We start from the raw sequence: 22931 nt of genomic DNA on the forward strand, positions 1-22931 counted from the left end.
GATATAGTCGGATTCCGACCATGAAGCCTGACCCCAGCCACAACCCGCCTCTCGCCCCTGCCACGCTTCACATCCTTCTGGCACTTGCCGCCGAAGACCTCCACGGTTACGGCATCATCCAGGAGATCGCGCGCCAGTCACACGGGCACTACAAACTTGGCCCTGGCACACTCTACGACAATCTCAAAAGGCTCATGGACCAGAGACTCGTCATCGACGCTCCAAAATCTTCTCTCTCTGAGGATGAGACCCGCAGACTCTACCGCCTTACCGCCCAAGGCCGCACCGTGCTCTCGGCAGAGATAGACCGCCTGCACAACGTAGTACGCGAGGCAAGACAGACGCTCAACGAAAAGAGGCCGCGCAGAGTATGAACTCGCCTATCCGTCTCTTCTATCGCGCCCTCCTTCATCTCCATCCCTACTCCTTCCGGGATCGCTTTGGCGAAGAGATGCTTTGGATCTTCGACGAGCAGACCCGCGAAGGCCGTTCCTTCCAACTTCTCTTCGACGTCATGCGTTCGCTCTTCGTTCAACATCTCGACGCCCAGCTTCACCCCCAGCCACAGCCCTCTGGCTTTTACTCGGAGATCTCTTCGACGCCTCCCCTGCGCCGAATCGTCCATGCAGCGTTCCTCTCCATCGTTGCCATATCAACTTACACCCATCTCTTCGGCCCGCAGGGTCCGCAACCAAGACTCTCCCACTCTCCCCTGGTCTCCTCCTCCAGAGTTCATCACAGCTTCACTTACTGGCATCTCTATCGAATCGACGTCAATCCTGCCGTCTATGCCGATCTCAACATCTCTTCGTCTGAAAGATCCCTCTCAACCCGCAACCCACAATCCCCAGACCCAAGATAAGAGACCCAAGATAGGAGATCCAAGATGAAGCGACTGGCCCTGAGACTTATAGCCATCACACTCTCTGCTGCAAGCCAACTCCACGCTCAAAATCCTGTCGGCTCCTGGCAAGCCACACTACCTGACGAGTCGCAGGGACTCCGCATCATGCTGAAGATCGAAAAGGGCGAGACAAACAGCACCATCGACTCCTGGAAAGGGACTCTTTACACGATCAACCAGGCGGACAAAACCTACCCCACGACGACCCTCACCATCACAGGCGCTCTTATCAAATTCACCGTCGACGACTACCACGTGTCGTATGAAGGAACGATCTCTCCAGACGGAAACTCCATCGCCGGAACCTTCACGCAGGGCAAATCCCAACCCCTCACCTTCAACCGTGCCACCGAAGCCACCGCATGGCCGCTCGACTCCACGCCGCACAAGGTCCAGTTCGTTCCCGTTGAAGCAGACGTCAAACTCGAAGTCCTCGACTGGGGAGGCACCGGCCGCCCACTCGTCCTCCTCAGCGGTCTGGGCAACGACGCCCACGTATTCGACAACTTCGCGCTCAAGCTAACTCCGAACTACCACGTCTACGGTATTACCCGCCGCGGCTTCGGTGCCTCCAGCGTACCGCCCGCCACCGTAGCCAACTACAACGCCGACCGCCTCGGAGACGATGTCCTGGCTGTCATCAGCGCCCTCAAACTAAACCAACCCATCGTCGTCGGCCACTCGATCGCCGGCGAAGAGTTAAGCTCCATCGGAAGCCGGCACCCGGAAAAAGTCGCCGCACTCATCTATCTCGATGCAGCCTTCCCCTACGCCTTCTACAACCACGCCAACACCGACTTATTTCTGGATATGGTCGACGTCAGAACACAGATCGATGCGCTCCAGGCAGGCGCTGTGCTGGAGCCGAAGTTTGTGGACAACATGCTGACCAGTGTCGCCCAACTCGAAAAGGATCTGCAGAAAACAAAAAATGACCTGGCGAAGATGCTCCCTCCATACCCGCCGCCGCCTCCGCCGCTTGGTTTAGCGATCATGTTCGGGCAGCAAAAATACACGCAGATCCCCGCTCCCATCCTCTCCATCGTGGCGTGCCCGCATGCCTTCGGCGATAACTTCCACTTCCACACCACTCCGGAAGGGAAGGCAGCGATTATTAAAGAAGACGAGGCTCGCTGCACGGCTCAGGCGGACGCATTCCAGTCTGGCGTACCATCAGCTCACATTGTTCGCCTGCCAAACGCCGACCACTACGTCTTCAAATCGAATGAAGCCGACACCCTCCGTGAGATGAACGCATTCATCGCGACTCTCCCAGGAAATTGAGGCGGTCGTAGACTTCCTCTGGTAGGGAACGTGTGCAGCATAGCCAAAAACCAGGGTGACAAATGCGCATTTACGAGGCCTGATCAGCCTCAGTGAACTGCGGATTGGTGCATCTGCGTTTTTGAAGAGTACGAGCATGGCATGCACGTGTGTGTCGCTCGCCTGCAAAGGTCTGTGAGTTACAGTCTCAGGTATGAGAGTTCTCAACCTTGTTCTATGCCTTGGGTTGATAGCGGGGCAATGCGATCCGGAAAAAGTCTTGCAGGCAGACCTCTTACCTGCGCCGGTGCGGGTGTGCCAAAGACAGACGCTGGAACTCCGGAATGCGAACTGGTTTGATGGAAATAAGTTTGAACGGGGAACATGGTTTGTTGATGAAGCTGGCCGCTTTACCCGGAACCGCCCTGCGCACATCGAGCGTGTCTTATCGCTTCAGCATCGCTTTCTAGTGCCAGCGTACGGCGACGCCCACTGTCACAACTTTTCTCACTTAGCGGACTTGGACAAGCAAACATCACTGTATATCCATGACGGGGTACTCTCCGCTAAGTCGATGACGGACCCCCGGCGAACCGCCGTCGAGGCCGCCGGGCAACTGCACCGTTGGGGCGATCCGCTCAACATAGCGTATGCGCACGGTGGTCTTACCGGAACGCGCAGTCATCCTGCCGGCATCTACGAGAGCATCGCGCTTGGCTACCACGGCGAAACCAAGCCGGAGCACGCCCAGCAGATCGACGCCAGCCGTCTCGAAGAAAACGATGCGTACTTTGTCATCGACACGCGGGCTGACTTGGAGCGGAAGTGGCCCCTGATTCTTGCGGGTAAGCCCGACTTCATCAAGGTCTATTTACTTGACACCGAAAACTATCGCGAACATGTGCAGCAAGGTTATGGACTTGGACTCAATCCCGAACTGCTACCGCTGGTCGTGCAGAAGGCCCATGCTGCGGGGTTGCGGGTCAGCGCGCACATCAACACAGCGCACGACTTTCATGTCGGGGTCATCTCCGGCATCGATGAGTTCGCTCACGCACCGTTGGTCTTTGCCAAAGGCGACATGCTCGAACGCATGTACAAGATCCATTCCGAAGATGCCCGCCAAGCAGCGGCACAGCATATCTCGCTTACTCTGACCTTATTCGCCTCCGACTATCAGACCGGAGATCCGAACTTGGACGAGTTACACCGCAGGCTCACGAAATACAACGTCGAGCTCCTGCGCTCCTCCGGTGTACACCTGGCCCTCGGCTTTGATGGCTACAACACGGATTCTGTCGGTGAAGTTCAGGTCATCAGAAATTTGCACCTGTTCAGCGACACGGAACTCCTTCGCCTCTGGAGCACCGATACCGTTCACGCCATCTTTCCCGGCCGAAAGATCGGCTCCATCGCCGAAGGTGATGAAGCAACCTTCCTAATCCTCGCCGGGAATCCTCTTCGTGATTTCAGCAACACACAACGAATTGAACACCGTTTCATTACCGGGCAGGAATTGCTGCTGCGCGGACGGTGAAGGTGTGCAACTTTTTCATCGAGATGCCAGCAAAACACCGTGTCAAGTCCACAAAACGCAAACACCCGCGCCAGCCTTGAACAATAGTGTGGCGTATGCGTTACAGCAAGTCTCTTGTATTGCCGCGCACCTCTCAAAAGCATAAATTCGCAGGTTATGCTGAAGAAACCAAGTTCCGTTCCATCCCATGCTCAAAAAGATCACCCTCCTGCGCGAACGAGTGGAAGACTGGACCGTCTACCCCTTCTCCGTCCCCACTATCGCCTCCCTGCCCGAGATCTTCATCCACTCCCGCATCGCCTTCTTCGCGGGAGAAAACGGCACCGGGAAATCCACCCTCCTCGAAGCCATCGCCGCCCACTACGGCTTCGGCCCCGAAGGCGGCAACCGAAATCTTCAGTTCGAAACCAGCGACAGCTCGCGATCGGTTGAACGACTTACGCGAGCTCTGCGGCTTTCATTCGATATACGCACTGGAAAGGGATTCTACTTTCGTGCAGAAAGTCTATTCAGCCTTGCGACGCAGATCGACGAATGGGATAAGGACCCAGGCTCGGGTGGAAGGATCATTGATAGCTATGGCGGGGTCTCACTCCATAACCATTCTCATGGCGAGACATTCTTTACCGTTCTTGACAACAAGTTCCGTAACTCTGGCCTCTTCCTCCTCGACGAACCCGAAGCCGCCCTCTCCCCGCAGCGCCAGCTGTCTTTCCTTATCCTCATCCGGGACACTCTCCGCCACTACAAAGACGCCCAGTTTCTCATCTCCACCCACTCCCCCCTCCTTCTCGGCTACCCGGGCGCGCAGATCTTCTCCTTCGACGACGGCCACCTCCACGAGATCTCCTACGAAGACACTGCACCCCTTCAGATCGTCCGCCGTTTCACCAACGACCGCGACAGCTTCTTGGAAGAGCTCTTCGCGGAGCCCCCTTCCCTCTTCGGAGAACCCGACAAGCCGTAGCTCCTGGCCCAAGGCAAAAAAACCACCACGCAACACCACCGAAACACCAGCAAAACACCATGTCAAGTCCACAAAACGTAAACACCCGCGCCAGCACTGAACAATCACGTGGCGTATGAGTTATGCAGCAATCTCTATAATGGATACAGGGGAATATGGGCACGGAACACAGGTGGATAAGTTCTACGCCCTTTTCATCGCTCTAACCCGTTTAGAAACAATATTTTGCAAGTAAGTCTTTTCGGTGGAATACTTTACAGCCGCATACCCTCTGCAAACCACTCCATCCAAACACTTTACGCCCAAAATACCCCTCAAGGGGGAGGGGGGAGGTGTCAGGGGACGTCTAGAACTTGTGAAACATGAAAAACGCGCCGGTGATCAGGCAGCCGAAGGCTGCAAGTGCTAAACGATAAGATGCAAAGAGCATGTCCATCGCCGGAAACCTCGAACACCTTCACCAACAGATCCACGAAGCCTGCCGACGAGCCAACCGCTCCGACAGCGAAGTAGCCCTGATGGCAGTCAGCAAAGTCCACCCGGTCGAGGTCATCCTCGAAGCCTACACCGCCGGCCAGCGCCTCTTCGGCGAGAACCGGGTACAGGAGTTTCAGGAAAAGTCCCAGCACCTCACCGCATTGAACGACGCCGAGTTCCACCTCATCGGCCCGCTCCAATCCAACAAAACCGCCCGCGCAGCCGAGCTGTTCCACGCCATCGACGCCGTCGACTCGCTGAAGATCGCACAACGGCTCGACGCGGCCGCCAAAGCACTGGGAAAGAAGCTGCCGATCTTGATCGAGGTGAAGCTGAGCCACGAGGAGTCCAAACATGGCCTCGACCCAGCCGAACTACCCGCTCTGCTCGCCGCGATAGAGCCGCTGGAGTCGGTAGAAGCCGTAGGCCTGATGACGGTTCCACCGTGGTCCGAGGACGCAGAGCTGGCAAGGCCCTCCTTCCGCGACCTCCGCAAGCTGAGAGACCAGTCAGTCGCCAGCTTCCCGAAGCTGACCCAGTTGTCCATAGGCATGTCGAACGACTTCGAGGTAGCGATCGAAGAGGGCAGCACCTGCGTCCGCGTTGGAACCGCCCTCTTCGGCAAACGGATCGTGGCCAGCGCAGGATGAACTCCGAGCCCAGAGCAGGTGAGCTCCATCGCGGCCTCTCCACCAGCGCTGCGCTGGGCCTCAACATCATCGACATGGTCGGAGTCGGCCCATTCGTCACGCTGCCCCTGATCGTCGGGGTCATGGGTGGACCGCAGGCGATGCTCGGCTGGCTGATGGGGGCCCTCCTCTCCCTCTGCGACGGCCTGATCTGGAGCGAACTCGGCACCGCCTATCCGGAGGCCGGCGGCTCTTACGCCTACCTGAAGCACCTCTATGGAGAGAAGACCTGGGGGCGGGCATTTTCTTTTCTCTACGCCTGGCAGGTCCTGATCAGCGCCCCCCTCTCGATCGCCTCCGGGTGTATAGGATTCGCACAATACCTCTCTTTCTTTCTTCCGAACACGAGCCGTCCATTCGCCTCCACCTCGCTGCTCGGTGTTCCGGTGGTGTTGAGCGGACAGACGCTAATTGCAATGAGCGCGTGCGTAGCCGCCATGATCATTCTGCACCGCAGTATCTTCGCCATCGGCCGAATCGCACGCTGGCTCGGAGTTGCCGTAGGTCTCACACTTATCTTGCTGATTGTGGTTGGATTTACCCACTTCAACCCGCATCTGGCCTTCGACTTCCCAGCCGGTGCCTTTCATATCAACTCGGCATTCTTCGCCGGCCTCGGCGCTGGGATGCTGATCTCTGCCTACGACTATTGGGGCTATTACGGGATATGCTTTCTGGGCGCTGAGGTCCGCGATCCCGAAAAGACTATTCCCCGAGCCGTACTGGGCTCAATCGGCGTTGTCGCGACACTCTATCTGCTGATGAACATAAGCGTTCTTGGCGTACTCCCATGGCGTGAGATGGCACAGAATACCGACAGCCACGCCCGCATGTTCACGATGGCAGTCTTCATGGAGAAGCTGTACGGGCATGCCGCCGCCGGAGTAATTGTTCTGCTAATCGCTTTTGCAGCGCTTGCATCCGTGTTTGCGCTATTGCTTGGATATTCGCGAATTCCGTTTGCCGCTGCTCGGGACGGTAACTTCCCCTCATGGTTTGGAGTTGTACATCCAAAATATCGAGTCCCAACGCACTCCCTGTTGACCCTGGGCGGCATAACCCTGATGTGTTGCATCTTCAGGCTTCAGGAGGTCATTACGACTCTTGTAGTAATTCGCATCTTGTTTCAATTTCTTTTGCAGGGAACGGCCGTGCTGCTGCCGAAGCATCGTCTCGCGCGTAAGACGCAAGGGTTTCGGATGCCGCTGTACCCACTGCCAGTATTGCTGGCGCTAAGTGGATTTGTCTTTATTCTCTTTTCGAGACCGAACTTCTTGCGGGAGATGAGGACAGCCGAACTAATCCTGGTAGCAGGCTCCATTGTCTATGCGCTGCGCTACATCAGCATCCGAAGGCGGACAGAAAAGAACTAGCGCAGAAGCCAATTGGAATAGATTTGATAACTCATTAGGTTTCGCCAGTTGAGACCCTTGGGTTTGAGAAAAAAATCATTTTAGACAGGCAATTATGGCCTGTTCGTCAACTCATGCTACCGAAAGTTATATGTGAGACCTGTACTAATTCTAATATTGTTTTGACGGTCGTTCGCGGCGTTGGGGATCTGCGTGTAGACATAGTCAAATTGAGCGATGGTCATGCCCAGCTTTCGCTTTAGTCGAGTGCTTACGCCTCCTCCTGCAGCTAAACCAAACGAGTTGCGATTGATCGTGAATTGAAAATTGACATCCTCTTTCGCTCCGCCAAACAGTACTTCGCCATAAGGTACGAAACGACTTGAATTTCGGCGAGAGTACCGCACGCCAAAGAGATAGTTAATAATAGTGATGTTCTGCGAAGTGTTATCCACATTGTTAGCGTGGGCTACTGCGATATCGGCCACTGCGGCCCACACGGGCGTCACGTTCATTAATATAGTTCCACTGCCTCCATTGAGCGAGAAGCAACCACACTGACCCGGGGGTGCGTTCGCATGGAAGTAGTTATAGTTGGCACCCACCTCGAACCGCGGGATTTCGTAGTTGTTTCCACTCGTCGATATGGCCTGGGCATGCAGAACCCCGGACAAAGCGGATAGAAGTGTCAGCAGCAGGACGCTTCGAAGATGCATCATTCCTCTCCTACTGAACAATCAAAGTGGCGGTTGCGGCATGTTGGACGGGACCTTCGACACCGGTTACCGTGACGGTGTAGGTTGTGGGGGTGAGAGTAAAGTACCCACCTGCGCAGCCGCTAAGTGCAGCGATTGGTAAAAGAGAGCCGAGTGCCAGCAAGGCAAGCATCAAAGTGCGAGGCAGCTTCTTGCGCAACTTTCGGATTGTTCCGAGCCCTAGAATTCCCAGCATTCCAGCAACGATTGGCAGCTCGTTTCTTGTGTCAGGCGTGCCTTGGAGTGGATGGTTTTCTGCACGGAGGGAGCTACTGGTTTGAATATTAAGAACAACTCCAGTGACTCCGCTGCCAGCAGCTACCGTGGATGGAGTAAGAGTATAGGTTGAACCTGGCGGTAGGCCTGCGACCGTTAGTGTCACATCATTGAGGAAGGTCGTAGCACTAATGGGGGCAAGACTAAAGTTATAGCTGGTCGTCGATCCCGGGAAGACGTTCTGGCTGGTGGGGCCACTGTTTGTGTTTGTAAAATCTTCCACGACGTCATTCGCAGGTGCCGACGTACTAGGAGCAAAGGAACTATCTCCCGAATAAATTGCTATGATCTGATGCGAGCCCGTGGCGAGCTTGGAAGTAAGGAGAGCCGCATTAGCATTAGTGCTAAGCGACACAGCAACACCTCCGTTCGATGAGAGAGTAGCTGTTCCCAGTATGGTCGTGCCATCCATAAACGTTACCATTCCTGTAGCATCTGGGCTCGAAGCGGTGACGTTGGCCGTGAAGGTAATTCCGGTTTGGATTAGTTGGGCAGGCGTACTTTCAGTGATAGTGATGACGGTTGGGATCTTACTGATGACCTGAACTAACACCGAAGAGATCGATGAGCTATAGCTCGAGTTGCCCCCATAGGATGCGGTGATGGGATGAGAGCCGATCGTCAATGCAGATGTGGAAAAGATCGCGACTCCTGAGGTATTGACTACTCCAGTTCCCAGGGTGGTTGAGCCATCGAGAAAGGCCACCAAACCAGTTGCACCAGGATGTACGGTTGCAGAGAAAGTTATAAGCTGACTAACTGCCGATGGATTAGCCGATGACGTCAGGGTCACAACAGTTGCTGTCTTTCCTACCGTGACGAGAGTAGGTGGCGACACAGCCGGGTTATTATTCGCGTCTCCTGAGGTGGCTGCAGTAATGGAATCAACTCCTAGCGGAAGCGATGGGACCGTAAGAGTGGCAACGCCATTAACAATGGTTGCCGAACCTAATGGAGTCGTACCGTTGGAGAAAGTAACTGTACCCGTAACGCCTGCCGGAACTGTCTCGCTAATAGTCTCAGGTGTATCGATGGGTAGGTTAGACGACGACACAACGGGCGGGGGCAGAATCGGCGTATTTTTCCCGACGGATTGAGTGAGGCTTGCGGTTGCGGAGTTGTTATTGGTATCTCCATTGTAGGTCGCAGTGATTATGTCGTTGCCTGTCGACAAGGTGGAGGTTGAGATGGTTGCAGCTCCACTCGATATCGTTGAGGTGCCGAGGAGAGTTGAACCACTGGTAAAGGTCACCGTGCCAGTTACACCAGATGGAAGCGAGGCGGTGAAAGTCACAGACTGATTCACCGCAGATGGGTTGGCGGAGGAGGTTAGAGTTACGGCCGGACTAGCCTTGGTCACGTTCTGTGTGGTAGTGCCAGTGGCCGGGTTGTCATTTGTGTCGCCGCCGTAGGAGGCTGTGATCGGATCACTGCCCACCGGGAGCACCGTTGTGGTGATTGTCACGGTTCCAGTCGTAGGATTTACTGTGCCAGACCCCAACGTCGTACCGCCACTAGTAACCGTTATTGTGCCCGTTGTGCCAGGAGGCACGGTCGTCGTGATGGTAACCGGGTTTCCATAGCTGCTCGAACCAGAGGTAGTGACGATAACGGTTGGCGTAGCTTTGTTAACTGTCTGGGTCAGAGTTGCGACTGCAGAGTTGTTGTTCGTGTCGCCGTTGTACGTAGCTGTGATCGGGTCAGAGCCAATTGGGAGCGTCGAAGTACTTACACTAGTTACACCGTTTACTAATGTGAATGTACCTAGAACAGTCGACCCACTAGAGAAGATTACTGTTCCGGTCGCGCTCGGTGGAAGGGATGCTGTAAAGACAACTGCTTGATTAGCGGCCGATGGGTTGATCGACGAAGAGAGGATCTCTTGAGGAGAGGCCTTGGTGACAGTCTGGGTTGTGGTGCCTGTTGCTGGGTTGTTGTTTGTATCGCCCCCATAAGAGGCCGTGATCGGATCGCTGCCTACTGGAAGTGTGGTCGTAGTGACCGTCACCGTTCCAGTTGTGGGATTCACTGTTCCTGAACCAAGAGTTACGCTGCCGCTAGTGACCGTGATCGTGCCGGTTGTACCAGGAGGAACAGTCGTCGTTATTGTGACTGACCCGCCATAGGTGCTGGATCCAGAGGTGGTCACCGTCACAGGTGGCGTATTTTTTCCGACAGACTGGGTGAGGCTTGCGGTTGCGGAGTTGTTATTGGTATCTCCATTGTAGGTCGCAATGATTATGTCGTTGCCTGTCGGCAGGGTAGAGGTGGAGATGGTTGCAGTTCCACTCGATATCGTTGAGGTGCCGAGGAGAGTTGAACCACTGGTAAAGGTCACCGTGCCACTTACGCCAGATGGAAGCGAGGCGGTAAAAGTCACAGACTGATTCACCGCAGATGGGTTTGTGGAGGAGGCCAGCGTTACGGCCGGAGTGGCCTTGGTCACGTTCTGTGTGGTAGTGCCAGTGGCTGGGTTGTCATTCGTATCCCCGCCATAGGAAGCAGTGATTGGATCGCTGCCAACAGACAGGGTCGACGTAGTGACGGTTACAGTTCCGGTTGTCAGATTTACTGTTCCAGAACCCAAGCTCGTTCCTCCACTGGTGATCGTTATCGTGCCTGTGGTACCAGGGGGGACCGTTGCCGTGATCGTGACGGGATTTCCATATGTGCTCGGACCAGAGGTAGTAACTACCACCGTCGGAGTCGCCTTATTCACGGTCTGGGTCAGAGTCGCTGTCGCGGTGTTATTGTTGGCATCCCCGTTGTAGGTCGCTGTGATCGTGTCGGGACCTATTGGCAGCGTTGTGCTGCTTATCGTTGCCACACCATTGGCCAAGGGCGATGTTCCCAGAGTGGTTGAACCGCTCACGAAGGTCACGGTTCCGTTTGCATTGGTCGGGACAGACGCGGTAAAGACCACAGACTGATTCGCCGCGGACGGATTGATCGACGACAAGAGCGTCTCAGTAGGAGATGCCTTTGTTACCGTCTGGGTCGTTGAACCCGTCGCCTGGTTATTGACATTGTCTCCACTGTAGTTTGCCGTAATCAGATCGCTACCTACCGGCAATACGGTAGTCGATATCGTGACTGTTCCGGAAGTTGACGTGACAGAGCCCGATCCCAGCGTTACACCACCACTCGTGATCGTGATCGTGCCAGTTGGGCCGGCCGGTAGAGACGCGGTAATTGTGACGGAATGGCCGTAGATGCTCGAGCCGGAGGTTGTAACTGTCACCGATGGATTTAACTTTGCAACGACTTGAGTCAAGGTAGAGCTGGAAGCATTGTTGTTCCCATCTCCGCCATATGTCGCAGTGATGAGATTATTGCCAAGCGGAAGCGTCGAAATAGTGAGTGTGGTGACCCCATTCGTCAACGTTGAACTCCCCAGAAGGGTCGAGCCGCTTGTGAATGACACTGTACCAGTCACATTTGCCGACAACGTATCTGTGAAAGTGACCGTTCCCCCGGGCAGCGAGGGATTTACTGACGATGTCAAGGTCGAGGTGGGGCTGTTTTTAGCTACAGTCTGGGTAGTAGTCCCCACGGCCGAGTTGTAGTTGCCATCTCCGCTATAAGTGGCGGTGATGAGATCGCTTGGCGGCGACAGCAGCGTCGTAGTTATTGATACTGTACCGCCAGCGACGGTTCCCGAGCCAAGAGAGAGGCTGCCACTCGTAAAGACAACTGTGCCCGTCGCATTAGTCGGGATCGAAGCTGTGATCGTAACAGTGGCGCCGTAATTGCTAGGCCCAGAGGTTACAACATTTACAGTCGGTGTCGCTTTATTGACGACCTGAACGAGGACGGGGGACTTATTAGAACCATATTGTGCGGTGATATTATGGCTGCCCACCGAGAGACTAGAAGTTGCGAGTGTTGCGTTGGCATTGGATATGACACCGCTTCCGATGCTCGTCGTGCCATCGAAGAAGGTTATTGTTCCGGTTTTTCCAGTAGCTACGGTCCCAGTGAAGGTAACAGATTGCGAATAAATTGAGGGATTGGGTGAAGAACTTAGCAGGACATTAGAAACTGTGGCCGTAACCGTATTCGAATTACTGGGGTTGTAGTTTGAGTCTCCAGCAAATGCGGCCGAGAGGACGTCGGCTCCCACTGGCAGCGCGGTTGTCGTTAGTGTGGCGACTCCGTTCACCAAGCTTCCAGAGCCAAGAAGGGTAGTCCCGGTAAAGAATTGAATGGGCTCATTGTTGGTCGTCGTAGTCGGCGGTCCAACCGTGTAGGGGGACAGTACAGAAGTCAACACTATTGATTGCCCGGGCAAGATTGCTGAAGTTGAAGATGCCGTCAAAGTGAGTGCGGTATTTACTGGTGCGGCAGTTAGCGGCACTGTGGCAGACAGGCTACCTATGTAGATAGAGTCACCAGAGTAACTCGCATCCACTTGATGAACGCCACTGCCAAGTGGAAAGACAGCTACATGAGTGAGGGCGGAGGCAACGGATGTCTGCTGGACCTGACTCAACGAAACCGCTGCACGAGGCGTGTCCGCATCGGTTCCGATGAGATCTGCATTGCCGTCGTTGTTATAGTCTCCGGCATTTACGGCGTATGTCAGTGCGAAGCCACCTATGCCAGGCTCCTGATAGTTCTGAAAAGTTCCATCACCATTGCCCTGATAAACGAGCGCGCCAGTACTACCTCCTGCAATGATGTCAGGAATTCCATCTCCGTTCACGTCAGCAAGGTGAGGATCAGACGGGATGTCGGATACGTAAGTTGTTGTCTGAAAGTTACCTTTTCCATCTCCGAGGAGAACGAAAAGACTGTTGCCGACGTTGTTATTTCCGCTACCCGGTCGAGTGATGGAACTAGCTACAACATCCGGGAAGTCGTCTGCGTTTGTATCACCGGCGGTAAGAAATTCACCTATTTTGGTTGCCACAGGTGACGTTGGCACCTGAAATGTGCCGTCACCATTACCAAACGCGAGGTATAGGTCTGACAATGAACTGTTGGGCGATGCGGTATCGACTGCATAGGCCACATCGTCTTTGCCGTCCATGTTGAAGTCTGCAACAACCACCCCATGTGCGAGAGCGGGAGTGAGAAGAGGTACTGTCTCGGGAACAAACTTGCCGCTTCCATCGCCAATAAAAATTGTGACATTCTGCTGTGACTTATTGGAGAGTGCTATATCCAGGAGACCATCGCCGTTGAAATCTCCAATGGCAATACTCGCGACATCGCCCGTTGGATAATAAACTGGTGTTTTAAATTTGCCGTCCCCGCTGCCGAGGATGATCACGAGACCACCATTCGTTCCGTCGGAGCAACCAAGGGCGATATCAGTGACACCGTCCCGATTGAAATCAGCAAGGAGAATCTGAAGCGCTTTTCCTACGATGCAGCCAGAGTAATTTACCTTCGGCTTGAAAGTTCCGTCCCCATTTCCAAGAAGTACAGAGATTGTCTGCGCAGCGTCTCCGGTTACGACATCCAGGTTGTTGTCGGTATCGAGATAGGCCGACGCAATTGCCACAGACCGCAGGGTTGTTCCATTTCCCCCTATTGCAAATGGCTGATTTTGAAGAAAGGTTGTCGAGAGCGTAGATACCGTTAGGTTCTCAGTACCGAGCAGACTGTTACTTGTGCTGGTGTCTAGAAACGAGATAGTACCGGTGGGACCTGTATTAAGCGAGCCAAAACCTGCCACCGTTCCTGTGAGGCTGTAGTTTCCGACTGTACCTGTAGAAGCCAAAGTTAGGGTCGAACCATAAGTTCCCGTAACTGCATAGCTGACTGTATTCGACTCACTAGCGGCATAAATATTATTCGCTTTAAATACCGCTTTATAGCTGTGATTTCCAATCGGTCCACTACCGATCTTTACGGATGCGGTTGCAGCCGGAAAGGTCAGTTGGGCAATACCCAAAGCAGAGTTATTTTCGCAAAACTTTGCTGTCGCCTCACAAAAAAGCACCAAGCCGGCATTGATTGGCGAGTTTCCCGCTGTAACGGTTGCCGTCAAAGTAATGGGCGTTTGATAAGCAACCGAAGTAGCTGAGATTGCCAACGTCGTGACAGTTGGCGTTGGATTGGGCGTTATTCCAAAGGCCGCGGAGGAAAGAATTGACATCAACACGAGGGAAAGAAAAACTCGTGTGCGGCAAGTGCTTATAAATACCGAGACAGGAAAACAAGGCGAACGGTGAAACAAGCGCTTCATAGGGTCCCCTTGGCTCGTTACTTCAACCAAACTTTAGTACCCACCGTAACCTTCTGACTGAGCAGTACCTATTACACGAAAGTTGCACCATAGCGATGTCTCGTTTGGCCCGAGTCACGCTAGGTGCAGTTTGAGAAGTCCAAATAAAGTGGAATGGCAAAGGATTTGCTTGCGGCCAGCTAAATCACTGCTATGCAGTAGTTGGGAGGAGTTTTCAAAATGAAGGAGCACGACGATACGGCGCCTAGATATGGCGAAGGTCGGAATTATTAGAGCGAGAGCTATTTCCGATGCACGTCGGAGTGCCAGGTGGATTGGAGCGGAAGCGCTGCCCGAGAATTACTCCTCTATGACCGCCTTGACCAGATTTCTGGGCCGATCAACATCGATGCCGCGGCTGATCGCCAGTGAGTAGGCAAGCAGCTGAAATGGAACGACCTCTAGAATGGTTGAGAGTAAATCGTTGCTCGCGGGAATAAAGAGGCAGGAGTCGCTGCACTGAGGGACCTCCTGATCACCCTCGGTCGCCAAAGCGATAATTCTTGCACCTTGTGTCCGCATGTCCTTCATCAACTGAAGGACCTTGGAGTAGCGCAACAAGGAGTCGGGATCGCCAGAGTCAGCAGTAGCAATCATGATTAGCGGAGAGTCCTTGCTCACAAGAGCGTTGGGGCCATGCTTCAACTCGCCCGAGGGATATCCTTCTGCATTTAAATAGGCGGACTCCTTAAGCTTGAGCGCGCCTTCCCGGGCGATCGCATAGTGAGCACCGCGACCGAGGTAAAGCAGCGTCCGAGAACTTGCCAGCTGAGGCGTCAACGCCTCAATCTGTCTCTGCCATTCCGGCAATGCGGCTTGAAGGAGGCTCGGGATCTCCTGAAGCTGGCGGCCGTGCGCTTCGGCAGCCTGGAGCGTCATGCGCCCGCGAACGCGAGCCAAGTGAAGGGCGAGAGAATAGAGTACTGCGAGCTGCGTGGTAAAGCTTTTCGTTGCCGGAATGGCATTCTCGACGCCGGCGAAAGTTGGCATTGAAGCGCTCGCTTCGGTTGCCATACTGGAACGAGCATTGTTGGTGATTGCGACGGTGGCAAGTCCCCGGGCCTGGGCTTCTCGGAGAGCGGTTAGTGTATCGGCCGTTTCCCCGGACTGGGAGATCACGACAACACCGGGGTTATGTAGCGTATGCGTTGAGCGATAGCTATATTCACTTGCGTATTCGACATCGACAGAGATTCCAGCCAGATCTTCAAGCATGATTTCACCGGCGAGACCTGCGTGTCGGCTAGAACCACTGGCGGCAATAACAAGCCGTTCTCGCCCTCCGAGTGCATCAAGAACCGGTTGAAACATCTCTGCTGTCGAGACGCCGCCTGGAACATATCGCTCGATCGTCGCGGCAAGGGCCTGGGGCTGCTCATAGATCTCGCGCAGCATGGAGTGAGGAAATGTCACAAGTTCCTGAGGAATGGGCGTCGGTTCTGTCATTTGCTTTGGCATCCCAATGGTTTAGCTGCGGTTACGAATGGCTGGAGTAACTGACCGTTGAAGACGATATGTGCATTTCTCGAGAGCGGCAGCTTGAATTACGCTGGACGCCGAATTTGACGGTGGATTACTTCGCCTGGAGAACAAATCTTATATCCATATACTTGTATGTACGACTATACTGGACTTGCGATGTAGATGATAGAGCTTGTTTACAAAAAGTAGTACCGCTGGCTTATCGCCTTCACGGGGTTCCGCGAAGGTTTAGAACATGGTTAACTAGAGTTTGCGTTCAGCGTGGAGTCGATGAAAGGGCAGCAATGGTTAGTACGATAGCGGCACGAAGACTCATAAATTCAGGCCTGGTGATCGAGTATCCGTTGGTAACAGTGGAAGATGGTCGCATCAGCCAGATAGCCAGTCTGAATGCCGCTGATCATGAACGGGTGCAGGCAACACATAGCTTTCGTGAGGCCACCCTGGTACCAACGTATGTCGACATACATATTCATGGTTGCGCTGGACACGACGTTATGGAAGCCGACTCGAAGGCGCTAAACGCGATTGGATCCTACCTTTCCAGCCGTGGCGTCGGAGCATACTTTCCAACTACAGTGACGTCTCCGACGGACGAGACTCTACGCTCTTTGACGGGACTCGCGATTGAGATCAGGCGGTGGGCTGAGTCTGCCGGCCATGGTGCTACTCCGTTAGGGATACATCTGGAAGGGCCGTTTCTCTCGCATTTGAAGCGTGGTGTACATACGGATGCCTTGTTGGAAGCGCCATCTATCTCACTCTTCGATCGTTTCTGGCAGGCAGCAGAGGGCCAAATTCGCCTTATGACGATTGCTCCCGAGTTGCCCGGAGCGATTGAATTGATCGCGCACGCAACTGCACTGGGGGTTCGTTGCAGCATGGGACATAGTGACGCCAAGGTCTGCGAGGCAGAGGCGGCCTTTATAGCTGGAGCGCGTTCCGCGACCCATACATTCAATGCAATGCGGGCTATCGACCATCGAGAGCCCGGACTAGCGGCCTATGTGCTGGACAAGCATTCTCTGTTTGCCGAGATTATCTGTGACGGCATTCATGTAGACCCCTTAATGGTTCGGCTGTTCTTCAAAGCCAAAGAGAGAGACCGCATCATTCTGGTGACTGATGGCATGAGTGCTACTGGAATGCCAGACGGAACTTATATGTTGGGCGATATGAATGTGGAGGTGCGTGATGGGCGTTGCACCTCCGATGGTGTTCTTGCAGGCAGCGTATTGACTCTCGACCGCGGAGTACAAAACCTCATGAACTTTACCGGAGCAAACCTGGGGACAGCTGTCGCTGCCGCATCACGAAACCCTTCTCGACTGATGGGCATTGATGACAGCTGGGGTAGCCTGGAAGAGGGCCGCACGGCCAACATCGCCGTACTATCATCGTCAGCCGAGGTCATACAAACCTTCTTGTCGGGAAGATCGATGATTGCTTGAGGAGAATCACTAACTCTTGCGACAGACGAACCGAATCTGTGACTACTACCACTCGTTTTGACGAAATGTGTATAGACAACCGAAGCGGGATAGGACTACAAAGACTAGGACGCGAATTAGTTCAACATCGTATATCGCAAGATGCTGGCTGAAACTGCCATCTTCCATCAGTGTGAGTATGTAGACACGATGTCGGAACGTCTCAGGAGATCGAGTGCCGAAGCCTCAAAATCAATCTGTTTCAACAATTCGTCCTTTGGATAAGAGCGGTTTCATACCGTTGTATTACCAGATTCAGCGAGCATTAATGGAAAAAATTCACTCGGGAGAACTTTCGACCGGGGACCCCTTAGCCTCCGAGGAGGAGCTGGCGCGAATCTACCAGGTTAGCCGAATGACAGCGCGGCAAGCGCTGCACGGGTTAAAGACCAGCGGCTTCGCCGTCAGTCAGAAGGGGCGCGGCACATTTGTTACACGGCCTAAACTTGAGAAGAACATCATGCATCTGCGTGGCTTTACCGAAGATATGAAACATCTCGGTATGGTCCCGAGTTCAAAGTTGATCGAGCAAACCGTCATAAAGGCTACTGCGGAACTCGCGGAGCAGTTGAAGGTCGAAACGGGCGAGGTCGTAATGCGGCTGCGGCGATTACGTCTGGCCGACGGAATTCCGATGGCGCTTGAAGTGTCGCATATCCCATTAAAGCAATTTCCAGGCCTTGAAAAGATCAACTTTGCCAAGCAATCTCTTTACTTCGTACTTCGCGAAACCTTTGGCGTGCGCGTCGCTTGGGCCGATGAGGTAATCGAGGCGCTCCCCGCGACTCGCGAAGAATCTGACTTACTTACAATTCCCAAGAAGGCGAGCATCCTTTCCGTCTCGCGGACAATCATGACGACCGAAGAGACGCCAATCGAAGTAGCATGCTCTCGATACCGCGGTGACCGCTATCGGGCTTCCATCCGTGTCCCAACCACAACTATTGAGTAAGAGCGGCGCTCTGAGAATGCAACGCCTCGGCTAAGTCCAGGTTGCGATGCCCTCTGATCGCGAAGAAGAAAATATACGCGTAGCAGAGTAGAACAATCGCGAAGCTGTGCTGATAGCCGAGCGTATCGGCGAGAAAGCCCTGAATCTCAGGGATAACGGCTCCACCGACGACCATAGTAATTAGAATTCCAGAGCCCTGGCTCGTGAATCTTCCCAAACCCTTTACCGCCAGCGGAAAGATGCAAGGCCACATGACCGAGTTACACAGGCCGCAAAAGACTACGGCCCACATTGCAATGTGTCCATGTGCTGCGACCGTGAGAGTGATGAGGACAGCAGCAATCAGCGAGACGACGGTAAGTGCCCTTTGAGCTCGAATCCAGCGCATCGCGAAATAGCCGACAAAGCGGCCTATCAGGGATAGTCCCCAATAGTAGGAGACGTATCGCGCGGCGACCTCGTGGCTCAAGCTTCCCATCGATGGCTGGCCAAGATAGGTGATCATGATGCTTCCAATGGCAACCTCGGCTCCTACGTAGAAGAAGATAGCAAGCGCACCCAGCCTTAGATGGCTGAAGCTCCACGCGCTGCCATCAGTCCCGGATTTGGAGCCGCCCTTTTCAATGACGTCGGGTAACTGCACGAAGGCTGTGATGACTGCCATAGCAAAGGCGCAGATTGCGAGAATGAGATAGGGCTTACGCACAGAGTGGGCGAGCTGCACTGTAGAGGCACCGGCGGCTATGAAGATAAATGCGGCGCCAACTCGAGGAGCGGAAGTTGTAGCAATCGAGTTGAAGAAGCCCGCCAGATTTAGTCGGGAAGCCGCAGTCTCCGGAGGTCCCAATGCGCCCACGTAGGGATTAATGGCTACCTGGAGGAGCGCAAGTCCGCTGCCGACGACAAACAGAGCGAAGAGGAAGAGTGGATAAAAGATGATGATGGACGCGGGCAGGAAGAGAAGCAGGCCACAACCCATAACTGACAGCGCGACCACAATGCCCCGCTTGTAGCCGATCCGTCCAACGATCCATCCTGACGGAAGCGACATAACGAAATATGCTCCGAAGAAGCAGAACTGAACCAGCAGCGCAGTGACGTTGGTGAGATGAAAGAGATCTTTGAAGTGTGGAACCAGGATGTCGTTCAGCGCGGTGATGAAGCCGATGCCAAAGTACAAAGAGACCATCAGCATGAGTGGAACGGTGTAATTCTTGCTGCTGGTCTCGACCGTGGTGATCGAGCGTTCTCCCGCGACTCCAAGCGCCATTTCCATCCCCTGTTTGTGCACGAACTGTCTTTTTATATGTCTAGATGACTATACTGTTTCGACGGATTACTTGCTTGAAGATTGAATCCCCGTTTGCCTGGTCACTTGCACAAACCGATTCGTAATGGTCTCGGGGCGGGTGATGGCGGAGCCGATAACAACGGCGGTGGCCCCCAGGTCCAGTGCGTGGCGGGCCTCTTGGGGGTGGGTGATGTGGCCTTCGAGGAGTATGGGGATAGTCAAGCGGGCCACCAGGGATTGGAGCAAGAGCCAGGAGGGAGAGCGGATGCCGGCGGTCTCAGCGGTGTAGCCGTACAGAGTAGTCGCGACGGCGTCGGCTCCGGCGCGCTCGGCGGCAAGGGCATCTTCCAAGGAGGCGATGTCGGCGAGAACAGGACGGCGCAGCTCGGTGTGGATGCGGGTGATGAGTTCTGGCCACGGTTCGGGGGCGGTGAGGCGGCGGCCGGTGCAGTCGAGCGCGACGATGTCGGCTCCGGCGTCAACGATGACCCTGGCGGAGTGGAAGTCGGGGGTTATGTAGACGTCTCCGTTGGCGTCGTATGTCTTGATGATGCCTATGATGGGGAGCTGCGTGAGGGTGCGGAAGGCGGCAATACGAGTTGTGCCTTCGGCGCGGAGACCGCCAGCTCCGCCGCGCAGGACCGAGGTTGCGATTCGGGTGAGTGTTTCGAGATCGTCCAGCGGATCGCCTTCTGCAGCCTGACAGGAGACGATGATGCGGCCGCGGAGGAGATGGAAGGGCGAGTTGAATGAGGGGTTCGAGCCTTGAGACACTTGATGCTTCCTTGAATGCGGCTGTCTGGCTATTGATGGGGAAGACACGACGCCGTAGGAAACAGACTATCTGCAAATCGCGTTATTGTGGATGAGGGAAAAAAGGAGCGAGATTTGAGACAGATTGATCGGCGTGGATTTATCTTCGGTTCGGCGGCTTTGACGGTGGCGGGGAGGGCTGGGTTTGCGGCCGGAAAGGATGGGGGGCGGCTGCTGGTCGGGACTCAGACCTCCGGCTCGAGCAAGGGGATCTATTCGTACTCCTTTGCGTCGTCGACGGGAGATTTGACGGCGCTCAGCCTTGCGGCTGAGGCGGAGAATCCTACGTTTCTGGCGCTGGCTCCTGACGGGAAGACCGTCGTCGTGGCGAATGAACTGGATAAGTTCGAGGGCAAGGACGGCGGGGCGGTATCGACTTTTACGCTGGATCGAACTAAGACGCGGTTGTCCAAGGTCAGTCAGGTTGCCTCCGGGGGAGGGGGGACCTGTCACGTCGCGTTCGACCGGACTGGCAAGGCTGCGTTTGCTGCGAACTATGGCGGGGGCAGCGCGGCTTCGTTTGCGGTGGGAGCGGGCGGTGCATTGAGTCCCGCAGTTTCGTTCTTTCAGTACAGTGGACATGGACCGAATGCGGAGAGGCAGACGGCTCCTCATGCCCATCGCGTGACGGTGTCTCCTGATAACCGGTTTTTGCTGGTCAACGATCTGGGACTGGACACGGTCCACATCTATCGGCTGGATGCGGCTACGGCGAAGCTGGTGCCGAATGAGCCGGCGGCCTGGAAGTCTGCTCCGGGGGCTGGGCCTCGGGCGCTGCGGTTTCATCCGAACGGCAGGGTTGCGTACTGCGTCACCGAGATGACGTCTTCGGTGGTGGTGCTGCGATGGGACTCTGCGCGCGGGGCGCTTGAGACGGTGCAGGAGGTGGTGATGAGGCCTGCCGACTTTTCGGGTGTGAGCTCAGGGAACGATATCGTCATCGATCGGGAGGCAAAGTTTGCCTATGCGACCGACCGGTTTGACGACATTGTGGTCATCTTTGCAATCTCGCCGACCGATGGGAGGCTCAGCGTGGTGGACCGGATACCGTGCGGAGGCAAAGTTCCACGTCATCTGGCGCTTGATCCGAGTGGCCGGTGGCTGCTGATTGCCAATCAGGAGTCGGACAATATCTCGGTGCTGGCGCGTGATGAAAAGACGGGAAAGCTGACGGATGCGGGGAAGAGTTTTCCTTTGTCGCGGCCGCAGTGCCTGGTGTTTGTCTAGTTCCTCCCTTTGAATCTCCTTTCCCCCTGGTACCCCCTCCCCCCCCGAGGGGTATCTTGGCGGTAAAGTTATTCTATTCAGTAATTTGCAGAGGTAATAATATACTTGACTGAATATCGGTTAAGGGTTATGCTTTGATTCATGGAATACCCCAAGACTTTAATCGAAGCGATTCAATACTTTAGCAACCCAGACAACTGCCGGCAGTTCATGGTTGCCGTTCGCTGGGCCGACGGCGTTGTGCTCTGCCCAACTTGCGGCTCCGAGAAAGTCTCCTACCTCGAAAACGCCAAGCTTTACTTCTGCAAAGTGAAACATCCGAAACAGAAGTTCTCTCTCAAAGTCGGCACGATCTTCGAGGATTCCCCTATTGCCCTAGACAAGTGGCTTCCGGCTTTCTGGCTTCTATCGAATTGCAAAAATGGTATCAGCTCCTACGAGCTTGCCCGGGCTATCGGCGTCACCCAGAAAAGCGCTTGGTTCATGCTGCATCGCATCCGTGAGGTCATGAAGGATGCCAATACCTTTCAGATCGGCAACAGCCCCAAGAACCAAGTAGAGATTGATGAGACTTACATCTCTGGCCTTCCCAAAAATCGCCACATCGGTCAGCGCGGCGTAGATGGCCGCAAGTCGATTGTGATGGGAATGAAGACCCGCACCACTCGCGAGGTTCGCGCTATGGTCATTCCTGATGCAAAGCGCACAACCCTACAGGACAAGATACTTGAGCATGTGGGCTGGGGATCGCACATCTACACCGATCAATGGGTTGGATACGACAAGCTGAGCGCAACGAATCACTTCGTTCACAAGACCGTAAATCACATGGTGGAGCACGTTAAGGGTGAAGTCCACACGAACGGCATCGAAAACTTCTGGGCACTTCTGAAGCGGACCCTAAAAGGAACATACGTTGCCGTTGAACCTTTCCACCTTGACGCCTATGTGACTGAGCAGGTTTGGCGGTTCAACAACAGCGGCAAGAAGATGAATGATGGCGCACGGTTCAAGAAGGCTCTATCGCAGGTAGTAGGAAAACGGTTGACCCTTGCCGAGGTCACGGGCAAGACAGCAGAAAGACCGTTCTAGGAGGCGACAGGGTCGGGGGAAGCGGAAGGTTTAGGCTTCTTGGCTACGACTCTTCTCATCAGCTCGGTGAACCTCCCAAAATCTCCGGGAGTGTTCATCGTTTCTGGTTTTGGAGGTCTTTTCGCGGGG

Annotated in this window: 16 protein-coding genes and 1 pseudogene; 11 read left to right on the forward strand and 6 right to left on the reverse strand. The window is 54.6% G+C overall.

All coding sequences use genetic code 11. The annotated features are described in order from the left end of the window. Positions 1-20 precede the first annotated feature (20 nt). The 7 genes from RBB75_RS04295 (at position 21) to RBB75_RS04325 (ending at position 7210) form a co-directional block, all read left to right on the forward strand. Complete coding sequence (locus tag RBB75_RS04295; RefSeq protein ID WP_353069665.1) at positions 21-374, forward strand: PadR family transcriptional regulator; 354 nt, start codon at positions 21-23, stop codon at positions 372-374. Further along, on the forward strand, positions 371-862 hold the full coding sequence (locus RBB75_RS04300; RefSeq protein WP_353069666.1) for a hypothetical protein: 492 nt from the start codon (positions 371-373) through the stop codon (positions 860-862). The genes RBB75_RS04295 and RBB75_RS04300 overlap by 4 nt, the downstream gene beginning before the upstream one ends. A 24-nt stretch (positions 863-886) precedes the next feature. Further along, positions 887-2188 (forward strand): alpha/beta hydrolase, encoded by a 1302-nt coding sequence (locus tag RBB75_RS04305; protein WP_353069667.1) that lies wholly within the window; start codon positions 887-889, stop codon positions 2186-2188. Between the two features lie 259 nt (positions 2189-2447). Further along, positions 2448-3704, forward strand: a complete 1257-nt coding sequence (locus RBB75_RS04310) for an amidohydrolase family protein (RefSeq protein ID WP_353069669.1) — start codon at positions 2448-2450, stop codon at positions 3702-3704. 187 nt (positions 3705-3891) lie between these two features. Next, positions 3892-4671, forward strand: coding sequence for an AAA family ATPase (locus RBB75_RS04315; protein ID WP_353069670.1), 780 nt, complete (start codon positions 3892-3894; stop codon positions 4669-4671). Between the two features lie 428 nt (positions 4672-5099). Next, on the forward strand, positions 5100-5798 hold the full coding sequence (locus RBB75_RS04320) for a YggS family pyridoxal phosphate-dependent enzyme (protein WP_353069671.1): 699 nt from the start codon (positions 5100-5102) through the stop codon (positions 5796-5798). After that, positions 5795-7210, forward strand: coding sequence for an APC family permease (locus RBB75_RS04325; RefSeq protein WP_179639488.1), 1416 nt, complete (start codon positions 5795-5797; stop codon positions 7208-7210). Before RBB75_RS04320 ends, RBB75_RS04325 begins: the two co-directional genes overlap by 4 nt. A gap of 116 nt (positions 7211-7326) precedes the next feature. Here the strand turns inward: RBB75_RS04325 and RBB75_RS04330 are convergent, their stop codons facing one another. The 4 genes and pseudogenes from RBB75_RS04330 to RBB75_RS04340 all read right to left on the reverse strand — a co-directional run bounded on the left by RBB75_RS04330 (position 7327) and on the right by RBB75_RS04340 (position 15901). Then, on the reverse strand, positions 7327-7908 hold the full coding sequence (locus RBB75_RS04330) for an outer membrane beta-barrel protein (RefSeq protein WP_179639489.1): 582 nt from the start codon (positions 7906-7908) through the stop codon (positions 7327-7329). Positions 7909-7915: 7 nt separating this feature from the next. Beyond that, positions 7916-13729: an Ig-like domain repeat protein gene (locus tag RBB75_RS04335; RefSeq protein WP_353069672.1), complete on the reverse strand. Its 5814-nt coding sequence runs from the start codon at positions 13727-13729 to the stop codon at positions 7916-7918. A 255-nt stretch (positions 13730-13984) separates the two neighbouring features. Continuing rightward, positions 13985-14416 (reverse strand): annotated as a pseudogene (locus RBB75_RS21095) (Ig-like domain-containing protein); the annotation flags it as partial. A 339-nt stretch (positions 14417-14755) separates the two neighbouring features. Further along, positions 14756-15901: an SIS domain-containing protein gene (locus RBB75_RS04340; protein WP_353069673.1), complete on the reverse strand. Its 1146-nt coding sequence runs from the start codon at positions 15899-15901 to the stop codon at positions 14756-14758. A 365-nt stretch (positions 15902-16266) separates the two neighbouring features. On the opposite strand from RBB75_RS04340, the gene nagA reads away from it, so the two are divergent. Continuing rightward, positions 16267-17388, forward strand: a complete 1122-nt coding sequence (nagA, locus tag RBB75_RS04345) for an N-acetylglucosamine-6-phosphate deacetylase (RefSeq protein WP_353069674.1) — start codon at positions 16267-16269, stop codon at positions 17386-17388. Positions 17389-17602: 214 nt separating this feature from the next. Then, positions 17603-18379 (forward strand): GntR family transcriptional regulator, encoded by a 777-nt coding sequence (locus RBB75_RS04350; protein WP_353069675.1) that lies wholly within the window; start codon positions 17603-17605, stop codon positions 18377-18379. On the opposite strand, the gene RBB75_RS04355 is transcribed toward RBB75_RS04350, so the two are convergent. Then, on the reverse strand, positions 18369-19649 hold the full coding sequence (locus tag RBB75_RS04355) for a sugar MFS transporter (protein WP_179639494.1): 1281 nt from the start codon (positions 19647-19649) through the stop codon (positions 18369-18371). The genes RBB75_RS04350 and RBB75_RS04355 overlap by 11 nt on opposite strands. 66 nt (positions 19650-19715) lie before the next feature. Beyond that, on the reverse strand, positions 19716-20444 hold the full coding sequence (locus tag RBB75_RS04360; protein ID WP_179639495.1) for an N-acetylmannosamine-6-phosphate 2-epimerase: 729 nt from the start codon (positions 20442-20444) through the stop codon (positions 19716-19718). 114 nt (positions 20445-20558) lie between these two features. On the opposite strand from RBB75_RS04360, the gene RBB75_RS04365 reads away from it, so the two are divergent. Then, positions 20559-21710 (forward strand): lactonase family protein, encoded by a 1152-nt coding sequence (locus RBB75_RS04365; protein WP_353069676.1) that lies wholly within the window; start codon positions 20559-20561, stop codon positions 21708-21710. 141 nt (positions 21711-21851) lie between these two features. Then, positions 21852-22802: an IS1595 family transposase gene (locus tag RBB75_RS04370; RefSeq protein WP_353069677.1), complete on the forward strand. Its 951-nt coding sequence runs from the start codon at positions 21852-21854 to the stop codon at positions 22800-22802. Positions 22803-22931: the final 129 nt, after the last annotated feature.

Source organism: Tunturibacter empetritectus, assembly GCF_040358985.1.
GTDB lineage: Bacteria > Acidobacteriota > Terriglobia > Terriglobales > Acidobacteriaceae > Edaphobacter > Edaphobacter empetritectus.

Coding starts and splice junctions, on each gene's coding strand:
- RBB75_RS04340 (WP_353069673.1), bottom strand. CDS start 15,901: ATGACAGAACCGACGCCCATTCCTCAGGAACTTGTGACATTTCCTCAC.
- RBB75_RS04295 (WP_353069665.1), top strand. CDS start 21: ATGAAGCCTGACCCCAGCCACAACCCGCCTCTCGCCCCTGCCACGCTT.
- RBB75_RS04305 (WP_353069667.1), top strand. CDS start 887: ATGAAGCGACTGGCCCTGAGACTTATAGCCATCACACTCTCTGCTGCA.
- RBB75_RS04300 (WP_353069666.1), top strand. CDS start 371: ATGAACTCGCCTATCCGTCTCTTCTATCGCGCCCTCCTTCATCTCCAT.
- RBB75_RS04320 (WP_353069671.1), top strand. CDS start 5,100: ATGTCCATCGCCGGAAACCTCGAACACCTTCACCAACAGATCCACGAA.
- RBB75_RS04330 (WP_179639489.1), bottom strand. CDS start 7,908: ATGATGCATCTTCGAAGCGTCCTGCTGCTGACACTTCTATCCGCTTTG.
- RBB75_RS04370 (WP_353069677.1), top strand. CDS start 21,852: ATGGAATACCCCAAGACTTTAATCGAAGCGATTCAATACTTTAGCAAC.
- RBB75_RS04355 (WP_179639494.1), bottom strand. CDS start 19,649: ATGGCGCTTGGAGTCGCGGGAGAACGCTCGATCACCACGGTCGAGACC.
- RBB75_RS04325 (WP_179639488.1), top strand. CDS start 5,795: ATGAACTCCGAGCCCAGAGCAGGTGAGCTCCATCGCGGCCTCTCCACC.
- RBB75_RS04315 (WP_353069670.1), top strand. CDS start 3,892: ATGCTCAAAAAGATCACCCTCCTGCGCGAACGAGTGGAAGACTGGACC.